Consider the following 21,923-nt stretch of genomic DNA (forward strand, 5'->3'; position numbering starts at 1 on the left):
GGGGACTACTCCTCGGTGGACGACACGGGGCGGGCGGCGTGACCATATCGCAGCAGCGTCTCGCCGTACTTGCGGTCCTTGGCGGACTGGATCGCCGAGGGCCACGCGGGCGGCTCGCCGCGCGAGGACCGCTCCACCACGACCATGCCACCCGGGGTGAGCCAGTCGCGCTCGACCAGTGCGTCCAGCGCGGACTCGACCTCCTCGTTCGGGAGCGGGTACGGCGGGTCGAGGAAGACCACGTCGTACGGCGCGACCGGGGTGCGCGCGAGGGTGGAGGTGACGCTGGTCGCGAGCACCTCGACCTGGGCGAACCCGAGCGACCTCACGTTGGCGCCGATGAGCGCGGCGGTGCGGCGGTCCTGCTCGACCAGCGTCACCACCCCGGCCCCGCGGGACCGGGCCTCGAGGCCGACCGCGCCGGAGCCGGCGTAGAGGTCGAGGAAGCGCAACCCGGCCAGCGAGCCGCACCAGGACTCGATCGCCGAGAAGAGCGCCTCGCGGACCCGGTCGCTGGTGGGACGGGTGTGCAGGCCGCGTGGTGTGTCGATCCGTCGGCCCCCCGCCGACCCTCCGATGATCCGGGTCATGACCGCTCCATGAACTCACTCTTGCGGTCGCGCTCCCATTCGTCCACCTCGGCCGCGAGCAGCGGCCAGCGCGCCAGGGCAGGGTCGGCGGCCACCATGTCCTCGGCCTCCGCGCGCGCGGCGACGATCGTGTCCTCGTCGCGGAGCACCCGCAGGCTGTCGAGACCGGAGCGCAGCCCGGACTGGCTGGCACCGAGCACGTCGCCCTCACGGCGCTGCTCGAGGTCGATCCGGGACAGCTCGAAGCCGTCGGTCGTGCCGGCCACTGCGGTCAGCCGGTCCATCGCCGGCGAGCCCTGCTCGGCGTGGCTGACCAGCAGGCACAGCCCGGGCAGGCCGCCGCGTCCGACCCGGCCGCGCAGCTGGTGGAGCTGGGAGACGCCGAACCGGTCGGCATCCAGCAGCACCATCGTGGTCGCGTTGGCCACGTCGACGCCGACCTCGATCACGGTCGTGGAGACCAGCACGTCGATCTCGCCGCGCGCGAACTCCTGCATGGTGCGGTCCTTGACGTCGGGCGCGAGCCGGCCGTGCAGCCGCCCCACCCGGAGGCCCTGCAGAGGGCCGTCGGCGAGCTCCGGGGCGACCTCGTCGACCGCGGCGAGGGAGCCCTCGCGCACGGCGGGCAACGGCGTCCCCTCCTCGGTGAGGTCCTCCTGGTCGACCTCGCCCTCCTCGACGTCGTCGCCCACGATGCGCGGGCACACGACGTACGCCTGGTGGCCCTTGCCGACCTCCTCGCGCACCCGCTGCCACACCCGGTCGAACCAGTGGGGCTGGTCGCGCAGCGGCACGACGTTCGTCTGGATCGGGGCGCGGCCGGCGGGCAGCTCGCGCAGCGTGGAGACCTCGAGGTCGCCGAAGACCGTCATCGCCACCGTGCGCGGGATCGGGGTCGCGGTCATCACCAGCACGTGCGGGTGGCCCTCGGCCTTGTCGGTGAGCGCGGCGCGCTGCTCGACGCCGAAGCGGTGCTGCTCGTCGACCACGACCAGGCCGAGGTCGGCGAACGAGACCTTGTCCTCGAGCAGGGCATGGGTGCCGATGACGATGCCGGCCTCGCCGCTGGCGATCTGGAGCAGCGCCTCGCGGCGCTGGGGGGTGCTCATCGACCCGGTGAGCAGTGCGACCGTGGTGGCGTCGTCGGCGCCGCCGAGCATCCCGCCGGCGGCGAGGTCACCGAGCATGGCGGTGATCGAGCGGTGGTGCTGCTGGGCGAGCACCTCGGTCGGGGCCAGCAGGGCGGCCTGTCCCCCGCTGTCGATGACCCGGAGCATCGCCCGCAGCGCGACCAGCGTCTTGCCGGAGCCGACCTCGCCCTGGAGCAGGCGGTTCATCGGGTGCGGGGCGGCGAGGTCCTCCTCGACCTGCACGCCCACCTCGCGCTGGCCGGCGGTCAGCTCGAACGGCAGCCGCCGGTCGAACGCGGCGAGCAGCGCTCCCCCGCCGGTGCGGGCGCGGGCGCCCTGGGCACGGACCGCTGCGCGGCGGCGCACGAGCACGAGCTGGGTGGTCAGCGCCTCCTCGAACCGGAACCGCTTGCGGGCGGAGGTGACCTGCCCCCAGTCGTCCGGGGCGTGGATCCAGCGGAGGGCGGTGGCGACGTCGGGTACGCCGTGCCGGTCGCGCAGGTCGTCGGGGAGCGGCTCGGGGAGGTCGTCGACGACGGTGAGCGCGAAGCTCACGACGCGGGAGATGTCCCAGGTCTCGACCGGCCCGCTGGTGCGGTAGATGGGGAACAGCGCCTTGCGGTTGGCGACCATCTCCAGCGCCGACGCCTCCTGGGAGTCGTCGGCCTCGCCGAACAGCACCATCTGCGGGTTGGTGAGCTGCCACTGGTCGCGGAACCGGCCGACCTTGCCGGTGAAGACGCCGGTGGCGCCCGGGCTGAGCCGCTTCCCCTGCCACTCCGCGACGTGGGCCTGCCGGGCGAACACGGTCAGCCGCAGCGACGGGCCGTCGGTGGCGAGGGTCGCCTCGACCCGGTGCGCCTGCCGGCCGCGCACGACCCGGCTCTGCACGACCTCGCCGACGACCGTCAGCGGCTGGCCCTCCTGGAGGTTCGCGACCTCGGTGAGCTCGCCGGTCTTGAGGTAGGTGCGCGGGAAGTGGCGCAGCAGGTCGCCGACCGTGGTCACCCCGAGGCCCTTGGCCAGCGCGTCGGCCTTGGCCTTGTCCTTCTTCGACTTCGTGCCGAGGACGGCAGCGACGGGTGAGTCGAGGGTGATGCCGGGCATCGTGCTCCTGCTTCTCGAGATGTGGTGCGCTCGGGCTACTCGACGGCCAGCAGGAGCGGGTAGCGCTCCTGGCCACCGTCGTAGACCACGACGTCGACGATCGGGTGCGCCTGCTCGACGTACGCCTCGCAGCGCTGGGCCAGGTCGCTCCCGTCGGCGCCCGCCACCAGCGTGACGAGCTCACCCCCGCCGCCGACGAGGCGGTCGATGACGTCGGTGGCGACGGTGTAGAGGTCCTCGCCGACGACCGCGAAGTCGCCCTCGATCACACCGAGCACGTCGCCGGGCTCGCAGGGTCCGCCCATCGTGATCGCTCGGCGGGCCGCGATGGTGACCGCGCCGTGACGGGCGTGGCGCGCGGTGGCGGTCATGTGCAGGACGTCCTGGTCGAAGGAACGGCCGGGCTCGTGGACCGCGATCGCGGCCAGACCCTGGACCTGGGCGACGCTCGGGATCACCGCGACCCGCGCGTGGCCGGCCTCCTCGACGGTGCGGGCGGCGATCTCGGCGACCCGTACGGAGTCGGGGTCGTTGGGCAGCACGACCACCTCGGCGGCGCCGCAGCCCTCGATCGCCTCGACCAGCATGCCGGTGCTCGGGCGCGTGCCCGGGCCGCCACGGACGACGAACGCGCCGGCCTCGCGGAAGATGTCGGCGAGGCCGTCGCCGGCCGCGACCACGACGATCCGGCGGCCGGCGCGGCTGCGGGTGCGGCGGCGGGCCTCGTCGACCTGCTCGGCGAAGTGGGTGACCCGGACCCGGTAGGGGCGGCCGGCCTCGATCCCGGCCTCCAGCGCGGCCCCGACGTCGTCGACGTGGACGTGGACGTTCCACAGGCCCTCGCCGCCGACTACGACGAGCGAGTCGCCGAGAGGCGCGAGCGCCTTGCGGAGGTCGGGGATGTGGTCGTCCTCGGCGTCGAGGAGGTACATCACCTCGTAGGACGGGCCGTCCTCGGTGAGGTCGTTGGTCGGCATCGGGACCGGGATGTGCCGCCGGGCACCGATCGTCGTGGACGGCGGCACCGGGCGTCGGCCGGTCAGCGCGGTCTCGGCGGCGTCGAGGATCACGCACAGCCCGCGGCCGCCGGCGTCGACGACGCCCGCGTCGCGGAGGATCTGCAGCTGCTCGGGAGTGTGCTCGAGAGCCACCCGAGCCGCGGCCGCGGCCGCCGTGACGACGTCGGCGAGCCGGTGGTCGGGCACCTCGGCGACCTCGAGCGCGGCGTTCGCGGCGGCCCGGGCGACGGTCAGGATCGTGCCCTCGACCGGGGTGCCGACCGCGGCATAGCTGGCGTCGGTCGCCTCGCTGAGCCCCTCGGCGAAGACGGTCGCGGACCGGTCGTCGGGGCCGGCGGCGGCGATCCGGCCGGCGATGCCACCGAGCATCTGGGACAGGATCACGCCTGAGTTGCCGCGGGCGCCGAGCAGCGCGCCACGGGCGAACGCCGCCATCGCCGGTGCCATCGGGGCGCTGCGGCTGCCGCCGGTGGCCTCGTGCAGCGCGTCGCGGGCCGCGGAGACCGTCAGGAACATGTTGGTGCCGGTGTCGCCGTCGGGGACGGGGTAGACGTTGAGGGCGTCGATCTCCTCGCGTGCGTCGGCGAGGGCGGTCGTGGCGATGTCGACGAACCTGAGCACGAGGCCGAGCTCGAACACACCCGCTCCTTCCGTCGTACGATCGGTCCCCCGCCGGGTCGGGACCCACGGCGTCCAGGTCAGGCTAGTGGCTGTCACGGACGATTTCCGCGTGGCCGGGGTCGTCGGATACTCTTGTGCGGTTGCCCGGGCCCCTGCGCCCCGGGCCCGTCGTACCAAAACCTCGATCTTCCAGGAGTTCACGGTGGCTGCCGTCTGTGACATCTGCGCCAAGAAGCCGGGCTTCGGTCACAACCGGCCGTGGTCGCGCAAGATTACGAAGCGTCGCTTCAACCCCAACATCCAGCGTGTCCGCGCGACCGTCAACGGCGCCCCGAAGCGCCTCAACGTCTGTACCGGCTGCCTCAAGGCCGGCAAGGTCACTCGCTGACACGCACGAAGGCCCCCCGAGCGCTCTGCGCTCGGGGGGCCTTCTGCATGTCAGGAGCAGAGCCGAGGCGACCGGGGCCTCGACGGCGGGGCGCTGCGGCCGAGCCGAGGGGGGTGGCTTGCGACCGCCACCACCCGGCGACAGCCGGGGTACGTCAGAAGTGCGTCCAGCCGGTCGGGCCTTCGTACTCCCCGCCGTCGACAGTGACCCCGGGGCCGGTGCGCGGGTCGGCCGGGCCGACCGAGCCGATCACCTGCCACCCCTCCGGTACGTCGCCGGCGGACGGGAAGCAGGCCAGCAGCGGGTGGTCGTCGCCGCCGCCGAGGATGAACTGGATCGGGTCCGCGCCCAGGGCCGAGCCCACCGCGTGCAGCGGCTCGGCGACCTCGAACGCGTCGCGGCGTACGTCGATCGAGACCCCGGACGCCACGGCGACGTGCCGGGCGTCGGCCAGGAGGCCGTCGGAGACGTCGATCATCGCGGTCGCGCCGGCGTCCGCGGCCACCCGCCCCGCGCCGTACGGCGGCTCCGGCCGACGGTAGGCCTCCACCAGCGCCCGCGGTGACCGGAAGCCGCGGCCGAGCACGGCGAGCCCGCCGGCGGCCCAGCCCTGGCGGCCGGCCAGGGCGACCACGTCGCCGGGCTCGGCACCGGATCGGAGCACCGGGGCGACGGTGCACGCGCCGAGCACGGTCACGGCGATCACCAGTGTTTCGGAGCGCGCCATGTCGCCGCCGACCACGCTCGCACCGACCTTGGCGCACTCCTCGGCGAACCCGCGGGCGAAGTCGAGGGCCCACGAGGCCGGCAGGTCCGCCGGGGCGGCGAGGCCGATCGTTAGCGAGTGCGCGGTGCCGCCCATGGCGTTGACGTCGGAGAGGTTCTGCGCCGCGGCTCGGGCACCCACGTCGGCGGCTCCGGCCCAGTCGCGGCGGAAGTGCCGCCCCTCGACCATCAGGTCCGTCGAGACCACCACGTGCCCGGTGCGGACCCGCAGCACCGCCGCGTCGTCGCCGGGCCCCACCAGGACCTGCTCCCCCTGCTCGAACACCTCGTCGAGGGCGGCGATGAAGGCGAACTCCCCGACGTCCGCGAGGGTCGCGTCGGGTGGGAAGGGGGAAGCGGGCATGAGATCCATCCCACCAGCCGGTCGGTTCGCACCACCTACCGACACGCGGGACCGAGGCGGTAGGTTGGCGGGGCGCGCTTCGCACGGGCGGGCCGCGCGGCAGGTCCCCTCACCAAGCCAAGGAGGCACGATGGTCGTCCAGGCCTACATCCTGATCCAGACCGACGTCGGCAAGGCTGCCGAGGTCGCTACTGCCATCGCGCAGGTCAAGGGCGTGACGCTGGCCGAGGACGTCACCGGTCCCTACGACGTGATCGTGCGCGCGGAGGCGCGCAACGTCGACGAGCTGGGCAAGCTCGTGGTGTCGAAGGTGCAGAACCTCGACGGGATCACGCGCACGCTGACCTGCCCGGTCGTCCACATCTGAGCACTGCGCGTCCTGACAGCGTGACCGTACGACGCCCCGTGTCCTCCCGGATGCGGGGCGTCGTCGCGTCCGCGCTCGCCGTGCTCACCCTGGTGCTCGCCGGCTGCTCCGGCGCCGTCGAGGTCGACTCCCCCGACGTCGACGCCCGCACCCGCGCCGCGTGCGCGCGGTTCCTCGACCAGGTGCCCGAGAAGGTCGGCGACCAGGCACGCCGCAAGACCGAGCCGGCCTCCGCGCCGGCCGCCGCCTGGGGCGACCCGCCGATCGTGGTGACCTGCGGGGTCGGCATGCCCGACGACTTCGACGCGTTCTCGCGGTGCCAGGAGGTCAACGGCGTCGGCTGGTACATCCCCGAGGAGGCCAGCACCGACCAGGGCTCCGACGTGCAGATGACCACGATCGGCTACCGCCCGACGGTGCGGATCGACCTGCCCGCGGAGTACCGCCCGCCGGCCGACGTGCTGGTCGAGATCAGCGACGTGGTGAAGGGGACGCTGGTGCGGACCAGGCGCTGCTTCTGACCCACCGCCGTACGCGCTGTCACAAGCCTGCAATTGCAGCCGTATGACACGGCCGACGCGATCCCGACATGTCACAAGCCTGCAATTGCAGCCTCATGACAGAGCGGGAGCCCGAGAACATGTCACGCGGCTGCAATTGCGGCCTCACGACAACGGCGCCGCCCACCGCAGTCCGGGACCCACCGCCGTACGCCGTCAGCGCAGGCCGGTGTCCCGGGCCAGCGCGAGCTGGACCAGCCGCTCCACCAGCGCCGGGTAGTCGACCCCGGTGGCCGCCCACATCAGCGGGAACATCGACGTCGGGGTGAACCCCGGCATGGTGTTGATCTCGTTGACCACGAGCGACCCGTCGGGCATGTAGAAGAAGTCGACCCGGGCCAGGCCCTCGCAGCCGACCGCCTCGAACACCTGCGCGGCCAGCGCGCGGAGCTCCGCGATGACCTCCTCGGGCAGGTCGGCGGGGACGTCGAGCTCGGTGGCCTGCTCGGGGAGGTACTTCGCCTCGAAGTCGTAGAACTCGTGGTCGCCGCCGACCTTCACCTCGGCAGGAAGGCTGGTCTCGGGAGGACCGTCGACGGAGCCGAGCACGCCGCACTCGACCTCGCGCGCCCCCGCGGCGTACGCCTCGACGATCACCTTGGGGTCCTCGCGCTGGGCGACCGCGATCGCCTTGTCGAGCTCGGAGGCGTCGTGCGCCTTGGAGATGCCGAAGCTCGACCCGCCGCGCGCCGGCTTCACGAACGCCGGGTAGCCGAGCTCCGCGACCCGCTTCCGGCACGACTCGGGATCGTCGCGCCACTCGCGGGCAGTGATCACGGTCGACGGCATCAGGGGTACGCCGGCTCCGGCGAGCACCACCTTCATGAACGCCTTGTCCATGGACACCGCCGAGGCCAGCACGCCGGCGCCGACGTAGCGGACGCCGGCCATCTCGAACATGCCCTGGATGGTGCCGTCCTCACCCCACGGACCATGCAGCACCGGGAACACGACGTCGACCTCGCCGAGCGTGCGCGGCGGCTGCGACGGCTCGCTCACGACCAGGTCGGTCGCGGCCGCGGTGCGCTCGAGCGCGACGCCGGGGCGGGAGCCGTCGACGTGCGGCAGCTTCTCGGCGCTCTCGATCCGCAGCCGCTCGGGGTCACCGGACTCGAGCACCCAGCGGCCGTCCTGGGCGATGCCGATGGGCACCACGTCGTACTTGTCGCGGTCGATCGCGGCCAGCACGCTGCCGGCGGTCGAGCAGGAGATGACGTGCTCGCTGGAGCGGCCGCCGAAGACGATGGCGACGCGGGGCTTGCGGAAGGGGGTCTCGGGCACGGTCGTCGACCCTACCCGCGGACCGCGTCGAGCTCGGACTTGGTGAGCACCGGGCGCACCTCGAGGCCGACGTCGGCGAGCGGGTTCTCGCCCTCGGGACTGCGGTCGATGGCGCAGATCACCACCTCGACGGTCGCGCCGCGCTCGCGCAGCGCCCGCGTGGCGTCGCGCACCGCCCCGCCGGTGGTGATGACGTCCTCGACCAGCGTCACCCGGCGTCCGGACACGTCCGGGCCCTCGGCGAGCTTGCAGGTGCCGTACTCCTTGGCCTTCTTGCGCACGAACAGCGCCGGCAGCCCGGTGCGGGCGCTCAGCATGGTGGCGATCGGGATGCCGCCGAGCTCCAGGCCGCCGAGCAGCTCGGTGCCCTCGGGGACCCGCGCCACCATCTGCTCGGCCACCCGGGCCAGCAGCTCGGGCTGCGCCTCGAAGAGGTACTTGTCGAAGTACTCGGACGACACCTGCCCGGACCGGAGCGTGAACTCCCCGCTCAGGCGGCAGATGGCGTCGATGTCACGGGCGAGGGTCGGGTCGGTCACGGCGCCCATCCTGCCGCACCAGGGCCGAGGGCCCGCTGCGCCCCCGCCCGCCGAACGGCCAGGACTTGCGCCTCGAGCGGCCGGCTCTTGCGCAGGACCGGGCCGCTCGGCCCGCCATTCCTGGCCGCTCGGCGGAGTAGGTTGACGGCGTGAGCTTCGACGTTCCGGCGGATGCCTACGCCCGTTTCATGGGACGGTACGCCGACCCGCTGGCGCTGGCGTTCGCGGCGTACGCCGGCGCCGCGGCCGGGCAGCGGGCGCTCGACGTCGGGTGCGGCCCGGGCGCGCTGACCGCGGTGCTGGTCGGCGCCCTCGGCGCGGACGCGGTCGTCGCCATCGACCCGTCGCCGCCGTTCGTCGCGGCGGCCCGGGCCCGGTTCCCCGGCGCGGACGTGCACGAGGGCTCCGCAGAGGACCTGCCGTTCGACGATGGATCGTTCGACCTCGTGACCGCCCAGCTGGTGGTGCACTTCATGTCCGACCCGGTCGCCGGGCTACGCGAGATGCGCCGGGTGGCGGCGCCTGGGGGCACCGTCGCGACCTGCGTGTGGGACCACGCCGGCGGCAGCGGCCCGCTGGCGACGTTCTGGCGCGCGGTCGCCGACCTCGACCCCGGCCACCCCGGCGAGTCCGACCTGCCCGGCACCCGCGAGGGACACCTGGTGCAGCTCGCGACCGAGGCCGGCTGGGAGCGCGTCGACGACGGGCGGCTGTCGGTGACGATCCCGTTCCGGTCGTTCGAGGACTGGTGGGAGCCGTACACCCTCGGCGTCGGCCCGGCCGGCCAGTACACGGCAGGGCTGGACGAGCCGACCCGCGCCGGGCTCCGGGACCGCTGCGCCGAGCTGCTCCCGCCGGCGCCGTTCGAGGAGACCGCCAGTGCCTGGTGCGTGCGCGCCACCGTCTGATCCCTAGGCTGGGGGGATGTCCGACGCACCGCTCAAGCCCTCGACGATCGCCGTGCACGCCGGCCGGCCCCCGCACGAGAGCGACCAGCCGTTCAACACACCGGTGACGTTCGCGTCGACGTACGTCGCGGGCGGGGACGTGGAGTACGGCCGCTACGGCAACCCCACCTGGGCGGCGTTCGAGGAGGCGCTCGGGGCGCTGGAGGGCGGACGCGCGCTGTCGTTCGCCTCCGGGCTGGCCGCGATCGCGACGATCCTCGACCTGGTCGGGCAGGGTCAGAAGGTGGTCGCCTCCCGCCACTCCTACTCCGGCACGGTCATGCAGCTCGCCGACCTCGAGGCCCGTGGCCGCCTGACCTGCGAGCTGGTCGATGTCACCGACACCGACGCGGTCGTGAGTGCCTGCGACGGGGCCTCCCTGGTCCTGCTGGAGTCGCCGACCAACCCGGCGCTCGAGGTCGCCGACATCCCGACCATCCGCGACGCAGCGCACGCGGCCGGTGCCTACCTGGTGGTCGACAACACGTTCGCCACTCCCCTGCTCCAGCGGCCGCTCGACCTCGACGCCGACCTGGTCGTGCACTCCGCCACCAAGTTCCTGGCCGGCCACAGCGACGTGCTCATGGGCGCGATCGTGACCCGCGACGACGAGCTGTTCGGCGTGCTCAAGAACCGCCGCGACCTCATCGGCGCCGTACCCGGCCCGATGGAGGCGTTCCTCGCGCTCCGCGGGCTGCGCACCCTGCACCTGCGGGTGGAGCGGGCACAGGCCAACGCCCAGGAGCTGGTACGCCGCCTCGACGGGCACCCTGCCGTCGGCGAGGTCCGCTACCCCGGTATGGGCGCGATCATCTCGATCGAGCTGGCGCAGGGCGCCATGGCCGCCGACCTGCTGTGCCGCAAGACGAAGCTCTGGGTGCACGCGACCAGCCTCGGCGGCGTGGAGTCGACCTTCGAGCGGCGTCGCCGCTGGCGCAGCGAGGCTGCCACCATCCCCGAGGCGCTGGTGCGGATGTCGGTCGGCATCGAGGACGTCGACGACCTGTGGGCCGACCTCGAGACGGCGCTCGACGACCTCACCTGAGCCGGCCCTGCGTCAGTCGGTCTCCGCCTTGGTGTCGCGGGAGAGGAACGCCTCCATCATGTCGCGGGCGGTCATCCGACCGGCCACGACCGCGTCGACGTGCTCCGCGATCGGCGCGTCGACGCCGGTCTTGCGGGCCAGGTCGAGCAGCGAGGAGCAGGACTTCACGCCCTCGGCGACCTGGCGCGTGGACGCGATGATCTCGTCGGTGGTCATGCCCTGGCCGAGCTTCTCGCCGAACGTCCGGTTGCGCGACAGCGGCGAGGAGCAGGTGGCGACCAGGTCGCCGAGCCCGGCCAGGCCCATCAGGGTGAGCGGGTTCGCGCCGAGCGCCATCGCCAGCCGGGCCGTCTCGGCCAGGCCGCGGGTGATCACCGAGGCGGTGGTGTTGTCGCCGAAGCCGAGGCCGACCGCCATCCCGACGCTGAGGCCGACGACGTTCTTGTAGGCGCCGCCGAGCTCGCAGCCGAGCACGTCGACCGAGGTGTAGGGACGGAACGACCGGGTGTGGCACAGCTTCTGGATCCGCTGGGCGACCTCCTCGTCGGCGCAGGCCACCACGGACGCTGCCGGCTCGCGCATCGCGATCGGCTTGGCCAGGTTGGGTCCGCTCACGACCGCGATCCTGTCGGTGGAGGCACCGGTCACCTCGGCGATCACCTCGCTCATCCGCTTGAGCGAGCCGAGCTCGACGCCCTTCATCAGGCTGACCAGGACGGCGTCGTCGGGGAGGTACGGCGCCCACTCGGTGAGGTTCTGCCGCAAGGTCTGCGACGGGACCGCCAGCACCACGGTCATGGCACCGGACAGGACCTCTTCCGGGTCGTGCGTGGCCCGGATGCTCGGGGCCAGCTCGATGCCGGGCAGGTAGTCGGTGTTCTCGCGCTTCTCGTTGATCGTCGCGCAGACGTCCTCACGGCGCCCCCAGATGGTGACGTCGTTGCCCGCGTCGGCCAGCACGATCGAGAACGCGGTGCCCCACGACCCGGCGCCGAACACGGCGACCTTGCTCATCGACCCCTGCCCTTCTTCTGCTTCCTGTGCGGGTTCCCGATCTCGGACTCGCCCGACGTGCGCGGGTCCCACCGCTTCTCCGGGGCCTTCTCGCCACGGATGTCCTCCAGCAGCGCCGCGATCGCGTCCATGATCCGGTCGGTGGCCTGGTGCGTGAGCTGCGCCGTGACCGGCTGGCCACGCAGGTCGTCGAGCGCCACCGGGTCGCCTGCCTTGTAGGTGACGTTCTTGCGCGGCAGCAGGTCGGGCTTCTTGGCGTACGGCGCGAGGATGTCCTGCACGCCCCAGTGCGCGACCGGGATCACCGGACAGCCGGTCTCCAGCGCGATCCGGGCCGCGCCGGTCTTTCCGCGCATCGGCCAGAGACCGGGGTCGCGGGTGATCGTGCCCTCGGGGTAGACGACCACGCACTCGCCGGCCCGCACCGCCTCGACCGCGGCGGAGTAGGCACCGACCGCGTCGGCACTCATCCGCTTGACGGGGATCTGGCCGGCCGAGCGCAGGAAGCCGCCCAGTGCCTTGTTGCCGAAGAGCCCGGACTTGGCGAGGTAGCGCGGCATCCGCCCGTGGTCGTAGACGAAGTGCGCGGTCGTGAGCGGGTCTGCGTGGGAGATGTGGTTGACCGCGAGCACGCACCCGCCGGTCGCCGGGATCTTGTCGCCGTCGATCCAGGTGCGGGAGGACACCGCCAGGAGCGGGGGTTTCAGCACGATCACGCCGAGCGTGAACGCCCACCCCCGGGGCTGGTCGAGCTTGCGAACCGTCACGGTGTCCTCACGTCGTCGTCGATGCCGGCCCGAGCCGGCCGAGGGTCCATCGGAAGCAGGCTACCGGTCAGTCGCTTGCCTGGTCGCTGCCACGCTGGGTTGCCCTTTTGGCAGGATCGTGCGCGATGTCCGTCAGCCCCGATCCCCGCTCCTTCGTGGTCCTCGTCCCGGTCAAGCCGCCCGCGCAGGGCAAGTCCCGCCTGGCCGACCTGCCCGACGACCTTCGCACCGCGCTGGCCTCCGCGTTCGCCCGCGACACCCTCTCCGCCGCACGCTCCGCGGCCTGCGTGGCCGAGGTGATGGTGGTGACCGACGACGCCGCGTTCGCGTCCGTCGCGGCCGACGACGGCTGTGCCACGCTCCCCGACGGCGTGACCGGCGACCTCAACGCGAGCCTCGTCCAGGCCGCGCTCGAAGCCGCCCGCCGGTGGCCGGGGCACGCGGTCGCGGCCGTCTGCGCGGATCTCCCGGCCCTGACCGGGGACGACCTCGACGAGGCGCTGGCGCAGGTGCCCGAGGGCGGCGCCGCCTTCGTCGCGGACGCGCAGGGCACCGGCACGACGACGTACGCCGCGTGGTCGGTCGAGGCGTTCGACCCGCGGTTCGGCGTCCGCTCGCGCGACGCGCACTTCGAAGCCGGTGCCCGCGAGGTCACGGGGATGCTCGCGACCCTGCGCCAGGACGTGGACGACCTCGGCGACCTGGGTCGCGCGATGGTGCTCGGCGTCGGGCGGTACACCGCCGACGCGATGGGCCACGGAGCCGGCTGACCAACCGCCGAGGCAGGAGCGCCCGGACACGGCGACGGCACCCGGGGCAGGTGCCGCCGGGTGCCGTCGTGACGAGCGTGGGTCAGGCCTTCTTGGCCGGTGCCTTCTTCGCCGTGGTCTTCTTCGCGGTCGGCGCCTTCTTGGCCGGCGCCTTCTTGGCAGGTGCCTTCTTGGCCGCTGTCGACTTCTTCGTGGCCGTCGCCTTGGCCGCCGACGTCTTCTTCGTCGCCGTCGACTTCGCAGGCGAGGTCTTCTTGGTCGCGGTCTTCTTCGCGGTCGACGTCGTCTTGGCCGGCGCCTTCTTCGCCGTCGACGTCTTCTTCGCCGCCGTCGACTTCGCGGCGGTCGTGGTCTTCTTGGCCGCGGACTTGGCCGGAGCGGCCTTCGTGGCCGTGGTCTTCTTCGCGGTCGTCTTCTTCGCGGTTGCCTTGCTGGCAGCGGCCTTCGCGGTCGCGGCAGCCTTGGCCGGAGCGGCAGCCGCCTTGGTGGCGGTGAGCTTCGGCAGCTTCTTCGCGCCGGAGATGACGTTCTTCAGGTCCGCGCCCGGAGTGAACTTCGGGACCGCGGTCTTCTTGGCCTTCATGCGTTCGCCCGTGCGGGGGTTGCGCACCCAGCGGGCGTCGCGCACCTTCTTCTCGAACGAGCCGAAGCCCGTGATGGCGACCTTCTCCCCCTTGGCGACCTCGCGGGTGATGGTGTCCAGCACTGACTCCAGCGCGTGGGATGCTGCCTTGCGGTTCCCTTCGAAACGCGTGGCAAGCGCGTCGACAAGCTGCGTCTTGTTCACAAGCTTCCCTTCCAATGAACCTCGAGGCCGAGCCCGTGCTCGACTTTCTCCTTGGCACGCTAGGGATTCGAGACGTGGGTCACAATCACCTTCACGAAGTTTCGGCAGGTTTTTTCGTCGGACGTCACGTGAATTCCCTGTCCAGATAGGGCTCATGAAGCCGGAGACCACCGCTTTCGTCGAAGAACGTGGGTCACGGTGGTCGGCTCCCGACGCGATGAGCTGAGCCGCTGTGGACAGGTGACGACGAGGCGGAATCCCCAGCCGCACAAGAGCTCCCGACTTTCGTCGATGAGGCTCTCCGGCGTGTGTGGACAGGGAATTGCGTCCTCCCTGTGACGCACCGGCCGGGCAGGCGCACGTCGACCAGGACCCCGGCTCCGACGGTCCGTGCGCAGGTCGACCCGCCGCTGCCGCCGGCGATGTGGGCCGTCGTACCGCCACTCGTCTGGGTGCTGCCGGTGGCTCCGGACCCCAGGGACGTGGTCTAGGGCACCGATTCAGGCGGTGACCGGCTTGAAGGCCGGGCGTTCCGCCTCGTACGCCGCGATGTCGGCGTCGTGACCGAGCGTGATGCCGATGTCGTCGAGGCCCTCCAGCAGGCGCCAGCGCGTGTAGTCGTCGATGTCGAAGGAGTCCTGGATGTCGCCCGCCTGCACGGTCTTCGCCTCGAGGTCGACGGAGACGGTGGCGCCCGGGTTGCTCTCGAGGTGCTCCCAGAGCCGCTGCACGACCTTGTCGTCCACCTGCGCTGCGAGCAGTCCCGCCTTTCCGGCGTTGCCGCGGAAGATGTCGGCGAAGCGTGGCGAGATCACGACCTTGAAGCCGTAGTTCTGCAGCGCCCACACGGCGTGCTCACGCGAGGAGCCGGTGCCGAAGTCGGGGCCGGCGACCAGCACCGACCCCGCGGCGTACTCGCTGCGGTTGAGGACGAACGTCGGGTCGTTCCGCCAGGCGGCGAACAGCCCGTCCTCGAAGCCGGTGCGGGTCACGCGCTTGAGGTACACCGCCGGGATGATCTGGTCGGTGTCGACGTTGCTGCGGCGCAGCGGGACCCCGACGCCGGTGTGGGTGGTGAAGGCGTCCATGTCAGTTCCCCTCGCTGGTCGAGCCGGTCACGGCGGGCAGGTCGGCGGGCGAGGAAAGCCTGCCGCGTACGGCGGTCGCGGCGGCCACCGGGACCGACACCAGGTGGGTGCGGCCGCCCTTGCCCTGCCGGCCCTCGAAGTTGCGGTTGGAGGTCGACGCGCTGCGCTCGCCCGGGGTGAGCTGGTCGGGGTTCATGCCCAGGCACATCGAGCAGCCCGCGCCGCGCCACTCGGCGCCGGCCTCCTTGAAGACCAGGTCCAGGCCCTCGTCCTCGGCCTGGAGTCGGACCCGCACCGAGCCGGGGACGACGAGCAGCCGGGTGCCGCCTGCGACCTTGTGTCCCTTGATGACCTCGGCCGCCAGCCGCAGGTCCTCGATCCGGCCGTTGGTGCACGAGCCGACGAACACCGTGTCGACCTCGATGTCGCGCATCGGGGTGCCGGCCTCGAGACCCATGTACTCCAGCGCCTTCTCCGTGGCGATCTTGTCGGTCGCGTCCTCGAAGTCGTCCGGACCGGGGACGGTGGCGCCGAGCGGCACGCCCTGACCGGGGTTCGTGCCCCAGGTGACGAACGGCGTCATCGTGCTCGCGTCGAGGACGACCTCCTTGTCGAAGACCGCGTCCGCGTCGGTCACCAGCGTCTTCCAGTGCGCGATCGCGGCGTCCCAGTCGGCGCCCTTCGGGGCCTCGGGCCGACCCTCGATGTAGTCGAACGTGGTCTGGTCGGGGGCGATCATCCCGGCCTTGGCGCCCCACTCGATGGACATGTTGCAGACCGTCATCCGGCCCTCCATCGACAGCTCCTCGATGGCCTGCCCGCGGTACTCCACGACGTACCCCTGGCCGCCGCCGGTGCCCGTGTGTGCGATCAGCGTGAGCACGAGGTCCTTGGCGGTGACGCCGTCGGGCAGCGAGCCGTTGACCGTGACCGCCATCGTCTTCGGGCGGGCCTGCGGCAGGGTCTGGGTGGCCAGCACGTGCTCGACCTCGGAGGTGCCGATGCCGAACGCGATCGCCCCGAACGCGCCGTGGGTGCTGGTGTGCGAGTCGCCGCAGACGATGGTCATGCCGGGCTGGGTCAGGCCGAGCTGCGGGCCGACCACGTGCACGATGCCCTGCTCGACGTCACCGAGGGGATGCAGGCGGACGCCGAACTCGGCGGCGTTCTTGCGCAGCGTCTCCACCTGGGTGCGCGACACCGGGTCAGCGATCGGCTTGTCCCAGTCGACGGTGGGGACGTTGTGGTCCTCGGTGGCGAGGGTGAGGTCGGGTCGGCGTACGGGGCGGCCGGCGAGGCGAAGCCCGTCGAACGCCTGGGGCGAGGTCACCTCGTGGATGAGGTGGAGGTCGATGTAGAGGAGGTCCGGCTCGCCCGCAGCACTCCGGACGACGTGCTCGTCCCACACCTTCTCCGCCAGGGTCCGCCCCATGACTGTCCTCCACTCCTCGTCGAGCCGTGCCTGTGCACCAGCGTGCGTCCTTGCCGGTCTCCGACACTACAACTTGCATCCCATCTTGTGAGACGGCAGTATTGCCATATGGACAACTCAAGCGGAGTCGGCGTCCTCGACAAGGCCGCCCTCGTGCTCAGCGCCCTCGAGGCCGGCCCGGCCACGCTGGCCGGCCTGGTCACCGGCACCGGGCTCGCCCGCCCCACCGCCCACCGCCTCGCGGTGGCGCTCGAGCACCACCGCCTGGTGGCGCGCGACATGCAGGGGCGGTTCGTGCTCGGGCCGCGCCTGGCCGAGCTGTCCGCCGCCGCCGGCGAGGACCGCTTGCTCGCCGCCGCCGGCCCCGTGCTCGCGCGGCTCCGCGACATCACCGGCGAGTCCGCCCAGCTCTGGCGCCGCCAGGGCGACCACCGCGTGTGCGTCGCCGCCGCCGAGCGCCCGAGCGGGCTGCGCGACACGATCCCGGTCGGTTCGCAGCTGACCATGCGGGCCGGCTCCGCCGCCCAGGTGCTGCTCGCCTGGGAGGACCCCGAGCGGATGCACCGCGGCCTCCAGAACGCCGCGTTCTCCGCGACCGCGCTGTCCGGCATCCGCCGCCGCGGCTGGGCGCAGTCCGTCGGGGAGCGCGAGCAGGGCGTCGCCTCGGTGTCCGCTCCGGTCCGCTCCCCCAGCGGCAAGATCATCGCCGCGGTCTCCGTCTCCGGCCCGCTCGAGCGCCTCTCGCGTCAGCCCGGCCGCATGCACGCACCCGCCGTACTGGCCGCCGCCGAGCGTCTCTCCGAGTCCCTCCGCCGCGCCGCCGCCGAGTAGCCGACCGACTGCCTCCTCCGACGAAGTGCCCGGTCTTGCCGGCCCAAGTGCCCGGTCTTGCCGGCCCAGGTGCCCGGTCTTGCCGGCCGAGGTGCCCGGTCTTGCCGGCCGAGGTGCCTCCGCTTGCGGACCGGCCCGGCGCAGCGGATCGACGGAACCGGTCAGGGAGATCAGTGGGTTGTCAGGGTTCGAAACGCCTGACAACCCAGTGACCGCCCCGGTCGACCGGGGAATCGTGAGGACCAGCGCGCAATACCGGGCACCTCGGCGCGCAATTCGGGGCACGTCGGCGCGCAATTCGGGGCTCCTCGGCGCGCAATTCGGGGCACGTCGGCGAGGTCAGGAGAGGAGCTCGTCGATGCGGCGGGCCAGCTCGGCGTGGACGGCGGCCGAGGGATGGAAGCCGTCACCGGCGTAGGCGCCGTCCGTCGAGAGGTCGAGGTCGCGCAGGGACAGGTGGTGCAGCCGGCCCTCCGCGGCGTCGAGGTCGGCAACCAGCTCCTGGCCCAGCCGGTCGATGCGGCGGGCCCGCGCACCGAGCAGGCCCGCCAGCGGACGCGGCAGGGCCGGGAACGTCTCCATCGGGGGTACGCCGAGCAGCACCACCCGCGTCGGCTCGCCCTCCCCGCGCACCCGGACCAGCAGGCCTCGCAGCTCGCGGGTCCACCGCTCGTCGGAGTGGAAGTCCTTCGTGTCGTTCACGCCGACCGAGAGCACGACGAAGTCGGGCGCGAGGGTGTCCTGGCCGAACCCGTGCCGGTCGCAGAGGTCCAGCACCTCCCCCGCCGTCAGCCCGCCCTGCGCGACGACGTGCCAGGCCACCGGCCGTCCGTGTCGGGCGTGCAGCCGCCGCGCCAGCTCCCCGGCGACGGAGTGCTCGTGGTGGCCGACCCCCTGGCCGGCCGCGACGCTGTCGCCGACCACGGCGAGCCGGATCGGAGCCGGTCCGTGACCGACCGTGCCGTCCCGGCCGTCCGCCTCCGGCAACCGCACCGTACGACGGCGTACCCGGGCGCCCTGCACGGCGACCACCGGGAGCGTCGAGAGCAGCGCGACGTGCGACAGCTCCCTCGTACCCATCGCCCCATCCTCGGGGCCGCGCCACGCGCGCGTCGATCACGCGCGGATCACGAACCGCACCCGATCGGGTGACGGCGGCTCAGCCCGTCACGACGTCGGCCAGGCGATCGGCGTCCCACTCCGGCGCAGCGCCGGGACAGCCCAGCAGGTAGTCGACGATCTCGTCGTCCCCGAGGCCGTGGGCATCGCGCAGGCCGTCGGCCATGGTCGCGAGGTAAACCGCCGCCGGGGCGCGCGGCTCGAGCGCGTCGGCGTCGGGTGCGGAGAACGTCAGCACCGGGCGCCCCTCGAGCTCGCCGGCCACGTGCAGGGTCTCGTACCGGCCGGGCCCCACCACGCGCCGACCGGACGCCAGCAGCGGTGCGAGGTCGAGGTCGACGCCCGGCTCGCGCCACATCTCCTGGGCGTGCACGTCGGAGAACTGCCGCGGCGTGACGAGGTACGCCGTGGCGCGCGACGTGCCCGGCCCGGTCGGGTCGAGGAACGCGATCCCGCCGCCCCAGGTCGGCGACTCCCAGGCGAACAGGACGCTGCCCGGCAGCGAGACCGGGCGCACGTCCAGCGGCTCACCGGGCTCCCGTGCACCCGGGTAGGTGCGGGCCGCGCCGGGCGGGCAGCCGCCGGCGAGGTAGCAGCGCAGCCGGTCCGGCGACAGGTTGGACCCGTAGCCGGCGTACCAGACCGGCTCCGGGTCGACCTCCTCCGGCGAGCTCAGAACAGCGCGTCCTGCTCGAGCTCGAGGAGGGTCTGCTTGCGTTCCATGCCCCCTGCGTACCCAGTCAGCGTCCCGTCAGCACCGATCACCCGGTGGCACGGGATCACGATCGGGATCGGGTTGCGTCCGTTGGCCAGCCCGACCGCGCGGGACGCGGCGTTGGTGTGGCCGAGCCGGTGCGCGATCTGGCCGTACGTCGCGGTCTCGCCGTACCCGATCGCGAGCAGCTGGTCCCACACGCGCTGCTGGAACTCGGTCCCGTCGGGGGCCAGCGGGAGGTCGAACTCCTTGAGGTCGCGCTGGAAGTACGCCGTGAGCTGGCGCACCGTCTCCTTCAGCACGGGGTGCTCGTCGTCACGCGCGCCGAGCGGGCGGCCGTCGGCCGGCGGCCGGAACGGCGAGAACTCGATGGCGACGACCGAGCCGTTGCGCTCGACGATCCGCAGGTCTCCGACGGGTGACTCCATCACGGTCCACATGTCAGCTCTCCTTCGTGCTGCCCTCGGCAGCGGGGTCAGCGGGGTCCACGGGTGGCATCAGGGTGTTCCAGAGGTGCATCAGGGCGTAGGAGCGCCAGGGGCGCCACGCCTCGCTGTCCGCGACCACGGCGGCGGGGTCGTGCCCAAGGTCGGCCAGCGCGTTGCGGACGCCGACGTCGGTCGGCAGGAAGACGTCGGGGTGGGCCAGCGCCCGGAGCGCGACGTAGTCGGCGGTCCACGACCCGATGCCGGGCAGGTCCAGCAGCCGCCGGCGGACGTCGTCGCGGTCGGGCCCGCGGTCGAGCGCCACGTCACCCGACGCCAGCGCGGCGGCGAGGCCGACCAGCGCCCGGCCCCGGGAGCGGGGCATCGGGAGGTCCTCGGGGTCGAGCCCCGCGATCGTGTCCGCCGACGGGAAGAGGTGGGTGAGGCCGGGGACCCCGGTCTCGAACGGGGTGCCGTGCTCGGCGACCAGCCGGGAGGTGACGGTGTTGGCGCCGAGGACGCTGACCTGCTGGCCGATGACGGTACGGACCGCGGTCTCGTCGCCGTCGACCTGTCCGGGGACCCTGAGGCCGGGCGTCAGCCGGACCAGCGCACCGACGACCGGGTCGCCGGCGAAGTGGTCGTCGACGGCAACCGGGTCGCAGTCGGCGTCGACCAGGCGCCGTGCCCGCTCGACCGCGGCGGAGGTGTCGCGCAGGTCGGCCAGCCGGAACGTGGCCGGCACGAACGCGGTCTCCCCCGCGACGGGGGCGTCGGCCAGGTCCAGCCGGACCGTCCCGGGCCCGTGCGGGAGGTCGAGGGTGCGGGCGTACCACCCGGGGCCGGCGGTCTCGACACCGGCGACGAGGTGGTGGGCGAGGAAGCGGTGCAGCGCCTCGCCCGCGAACGGGGTGCGCACCGCCAGCCGCAGCGTGATCGTGCCGGTCGCCGACCGTGGCCCGCCACGACGGCCGCGGAGCTCGGTCGGCGAGGAGGCGTAGACCTCGCGGATCGTGTCGTTGAACTGGCGCACGCTGGAGAAGCCCGCGGCGAACGCGACGTCGGCGTACCCCATCGGGGTGGTCTCGATCAGCACCCGCGCGGTCTGCGCCCGGCGGGCCCGGGCCAGGGCCAGCGGTCCGGCGCCGAGCTCGGCGCCGAGCAGCCGGGTCAGGTGGCGCGGGGTGTAGCCGAGTCGGTGGGCCAGGCCCTCGACGCCCTCGCGGTCGACGACGCCGTCGGCGATCAGGCGCATGGCGCGGCCGGCCACGTCGGCGGCGACGTCCCAATCGGGCGAGCCCGGGGTGGCGTCGGGGAGGCAGCGCTTGCAGGCGCGGAAGCCGGCGGCCTGGGCGGCGGCCGCGGTCGGGAAGAACGTGACGTTGCGGGAGGCCGGGGTGCGGGCCGGGCACGAGGGCCGGCAGTAGATGCCGGTCGTGTGCACGGCGGTGTAGAAGACGCCGTCGAAGCGGCGGTCACGGCTCTTGACCGCGCGGTAGCACGACTCGTGGTCGAGGTGCAGGTCGCGGGTGCTCATGGGGACCATCCTTGCCCATGGCACCGACAGGTTCTAGCGGGATTCGGACACGGGCGTCGGCGGACCGTCGTACGGCTGCAATTGCGGCCGCATTGCACGGACAGGGCCCCGAAATGTGTCATGCGGCTGCAATTGCAGCCTTACAGCAACCGGAGGAGGGCGGCGGCCGGAGCCGACGCCCTCCTCCCCCGGGAACCCCGTTTTGGTCGGCGGATCAACGGGTCAGCGGGTCAGTTGGTCACGAACCGGCGGTACTGCCCGGCCACCTCCTGCGCGGTCACGGCCCTTCGGACTGGGTGTGACCGGCGTCGGGCTGCCCATGCCGCGACCGGAGTAGAGGTCGGGGAACTGCGCCTTCACGTCGAGGTGGAGGCTGCGCTGGCCCCGGGTGAGGAGGTACATCGGCCCGTTGAGGTCGGGGACGTACTGCCGATCCGAGCCGTCCGGCACCTCCCCGATGCAGCTGATGCGGGCGTGCCGCATCAGCCGCTTGTCGGTCGGCGCCGGCACCGCCTCGGTCTTGGGGAACTGGTGGTGCTCCTCCAGCACCAGCCCGGGCCCGGACTGCACCGGGATCCGCCGTACGTGGGCGCTCACCGACCCCGAGCCCGACGCCGCCCTCTCCACCCGCGAGGCCCCACTTCCTCGAGCAGGTTGGCGAGGACCTCGCCCGCGCCCTCCCCACCCTCCTCTGACTGTGAGGATTCCCTTCGCA

General features: G+C 72.9%; 23 protein-coding genes. 7 read left to right on the plus strand and 16 right to left on the minus strand.

Features of this window, described 5'->3' with window-relative positions; genetic code table 11:
* Positions 1-5 precede the first annotated feature (5 nt).
* From rsmD to EKO23_RS15370, 3 genes are read right to left on the minus strand one after another with little or no spacing between them, the layout of a single operon-like run.
* The gene (gene rsmD, locus EKO23_RS15360) at positions 6-590 is read right to left on the minus strand and encodes a 16S rRNA (guanine(966)-N(2))-methyltransferase RsmD (protein WP_134718831.1); all 585 of its coding nucleotides are present in this window, start codon (positions 588-590) and stop codon (positions 6-8) included.
* Positions 587-2,827 (minus strand): ATP-dependent DNA helicase RecG, encoded by a 2,241-nt coding sequence (locus EKO23_RS15365; RefSeq protein WP_134718833.1) that lies wholly within the window; start codon positions 2,825-2,827, stop codon positions 587-589. The genes rsmD and EKO23_RS15365 overlap by 4 nt, the downstream gene beginning before the upstream one ends.
* Before the next feature lie 35 nt (positions 2,828-2,862).
* Positions 2,863-4,485 (minus strand): DAK2 domain-containing protein, encoded by a 1,623-nt coding sequence (locus tag EKO23_RS15370; RefSeq protein ID WP_246051106.1) that lies wholly within the window; start codon positions 4,483-4,485, stop codon positions 2,863-2,865.
* A 184-nt stretch (positions 4,486-4,669) separates the two neighbouring features.
* On the opposite strand from EKO23_RS15370, the gene rpmB reads away from it, so the two are divergent.
* Complete coding sequence (rpmB, locus tag EKO23_RS15375) at positions 4,670-4,855, plus strand: 50S ribosomal protein L28 (protein ID WP_134718837.1); 186 nt, start codon at positions 4,670-4,672, stop codon at positions 4,853-4,855.
* A 154-nt stretch (positions 4,856-5,009) separates the two neighbouring features.
* On the opposite strand, the gene EKO23_RS15380 is transcribed toward rpmB, so the two are convergent.
* Positions 5,010-5,984 carry a thiamine-phosphate kinase gene (locus tag EKO23_RS15380; RefSeq protein WP_134718839.1) on the minus strand — a complete coding sequence of 325 codons (975 nt, stop codon included), beginning with the start codon at positions 5,982-5,984 and terminating at the stop codon, positions 5,010-5,012.
* Positions 5,985-6,114: 130 nt separating this feature from the next.
* Here EKO23_RS15380 and EKO23_RS15385 point away from each other — a divergent pair, with 130 nt between their 5' ends.
* Positions 6,115-6,351, plus strand: coding sequence for an Lrp/AsnC family transcriptional regulator (locus EKO23_RS15385; protein WP_028645383.1), 237 nt, complete (start codon positions 6,115-6,117; stop codon positions 6,349-6,351).
* A gap of 20 nt (positions 6,352-6,371) precedes the next feature.
* A complete protein-coding gene (locus EKO23_RS15390; protein ID WP_134718841.1) occupies positions 6,372-6,872 on the plus strand; it encodes a DUF3515 domain-containing protein in 501 nt (166 codons plus the stop codon).
* Positions 6,873-7,067: 195 nt separating this feature from the next.
* On the opposite strand, the gene EKO23_RS15395 is transcribed toward EKO23_RS15390, so the two are convergent.
* Together EKO23_RS15395 and pyrE are read right to left on the minus strand one after the other, a co-directional pair.
* Positions 7,068-8,192 carry a D-alanine--D-alanine ligase family protein gene (locus tag EKO23_RS15395; RefSeq protein WP_134718843.1) on the minus strand — a complete coding sequence of 375 codons (1,125 nt, stop codon included), beginning with the start codon at positions 8,190-8,192 and terminating at the stop codon, positions 7,068-7,070.
* Between the two features lie 11 nt (positions 8,193-8,203).
* The gene (gene pyrE, locus EKO23_RS15400; protein ID WP_246051107.1) at positions 8,204-8,731 is read right to left on the minus strand and encodes an orotate phosphoribosyltransferase; all 528 of its coding nucleotides are present in this window, start codon (positions 8,729-8,731) and stop codon (positions 8,204-8,206) included.
* A gap of 149 nt (positions 8,732-8,880) precedes the next feature.
* Between pyrE and EKO23_RS15405 the strand changes: the two genes are divergently transcribed.
* Positions 8,881-9,639, plus strand: a complete 759-nt coding sequence (locus EKO23_RS15405; protein ID WP_134718847.1) for a class I SAM-dependent methyltransferase — start codon at positions 8,881-8,883, stop codon at positions 9,637-9,639.
* Positions 9,640-9,655: 16 nt separating this feature from the next.
* Positions 9,656-10,723 carry a trans-sulfuration enzyme family protein gene (locus EKO23_RS15410; RefSeq protein ID WP_134718849.1) on the plus strand — a complete coding sequence of 356 codons (1,068 nt, stop codon included), beginning with the start codon at positions 9,656-9,658 and terminating at the stop codon, positions 10,721-10,723.
* Positions 10,724-10,735: 12 nt separating this feature from the next.
* Here EKO23_RS15410 and EKO23_RS15415 read toward each other — a convergent pair whose 3' ends face one another.
* Positions 10,736-11,737, minus strand: coding sequence for an NAD(P)H-dependent glycerol-3-phosphate dehydrogenase (locus tag EKO23_RS15415; RefSeq protein WP_134718851.1), 1,002 nt, complete (start codon positions 11,735-11,737; stop codon positions 10,736-10,738).
* Complete coding sequence (locus EKO23_RS15420; protein ID WP_134718853.1) at positions 11,734-12,504, minus strand: lysophospholipid acyltransferase family protein; 771 nt, start codon at positions 12,502-12,504, stop codon at positions 11,734-11,736. Before EKO23_RS15420 ends, EKO23_RS15415 begins: the two co-directional genes overlap by 4 nt.
* 125 nt (positions 12,505-12,629) lie before the next feature.
* Here EKO23_RS15420 and cofC point away from each other — a divergent pair, with 125 nt between their 5' ends.
* Entirely contained in the window at positions 12,630-13,274 is a 645-nt protein-coding gene (cofC, locus tag EKO23_RS15425) for a 2-phospho-L-lactate guanylyltransferase (protein WP_134718855.1), read from the plus strand.
* 82 nt (positions 13,275-13,356) lie between these two features.
* On the opposite strand, the gene EKO23_RS15430 is transcribed toward cofC, so the two are convergent.
* The 3 genes from EKO23_RS15430 to leuC form a co-directional block, all read right to left on the minus strand.
* A complete protein-coding gene (locus EKO23_RS15430) occupies positions 13,357-14,061 on the minus strand; it encodes an HU family DNA-binding protein (RefSeq protein WP_175582701.1) in 705 nt (234 codons plus the stop codon).
* 500 nt (positions 14,062-14,561) lie between these two features.
* Positions 14,562-15,149 carry a 3-isopropylmalate dehydratase small subunit gene (leuD, locus tag EKO23_RS15435; RefSeq protein ID WP_134718859.1) on the minus strand — a complete coding sequence of 196 codons (588 nt, stop codon included), beginning with the start codon at positions 15,147-15,149 and terminating at the stop codon, positions 14,562-14,564.
* Between the two features lies 1 nt (position 15,150).
* Positions 15,151-16,581: a 3-isopropylmalate dehydratase large subunit gene (gene leuC / locus EKO23_RS15440; RefSeq protein ID WP_134718861.1), complete on the minus strand. Its 1,431-nt coding sequence runs from the start codon at positions 16,579-16,581 to the stop codon at positions 15,151-15,153.
* Between the two features lie 108 nt (positions 16,582-16,689).
* Here leuC and EKO23_RS15445 point away from each other — a divergent pair, with 108 nt between their 5' ends.
* The gene (locus EKO23_RS15445) at positions 16,690-17,412 is read left to right on the plus strand and encodes an IclR family transcriptional regulator (protein ID WP_134718863.1); all 723 of its coding nucleotides are present in this window, start codon (positions 16,690-16,692) and stop codon (positions 17,410-17,412) included.
* 339 nt (positions 17,413-17,751) lie between these two features.
* On the opposite strand, the gene EKO23_RS15450 is transcribed toward EKO23_RS15445, so the two are convergent.
* From EKO23_RS15450 to EKO23_RS15470, 5 genes are all read right to left on the minus strand, one after another.
* Complete coding sequence (locus tag EKO23_RS15450; protein WP_134718865.1) at positions 17,752-18,492, minus strand: SGNH/GDSL hydrolase family protein; 741 nt, start codon at positions 18,490-18,492, stop codon at positions 17,752-17,754.
* 79 nt (positions 18,493-18,571) lie between these two features.
* A complete protein-coding gene (locus tag EKO23_RS15455) occupies positions 18,572-19,048 on the minus strand; it encodes a hypothetical protein (protein WP_217702640.1) in 477 nt (158 codons plus the stop codon).
* A gap of 155 nt (positions 19,049-19,203) precedes the next feature.
* Positions 19,204-19,686, minus strand: coding sequence for a methylated-DNA--[protein]-cysteine S-methyltransferase (locus tag EKO23_RS15460; RefSeq protein WP_134718869.1), 483 nt, complete (start codon positions 19,684-19,686; stop codon positions 19,204-19,206).
* A 1-nt stretch (position 19,687) separates the two neighbouring features.
* Complete coding sequence (locus EKO23_RS15465) at positions 19,688-21,208, minus strand: Ada metal-binding domain-containing protein (protein WP_134718871.1); 1,521 nt, start codon at positions 21,206-21,208, stop codon at positions 19,688-19,690.
* A gap of 222 nt (positions 21,209-21,430) precedes the next feature.
* A complete protein-coding gene (locus tag EKO23_RS15470) occupies positions 21,431-21,805 on the minus strand; it encodes a hypothetical protein (protein ID WP_134718873.1) in 375 nt (124 codons plus the stop codon).
* Positions 21,806-21,923 lie beyond the last annotated feature (118 nt).

Source organism: Nocardioides guangzhouensis (genome assembly GCF_004519545.1).
GTDB classification, from domain to species: domain Bacteria; phylum Actinomycetota; class Actinomycetes; order Propionibacteriales; family Nocardioidaceae; genus Nocardioides; species Nocardioides guangzhouensis.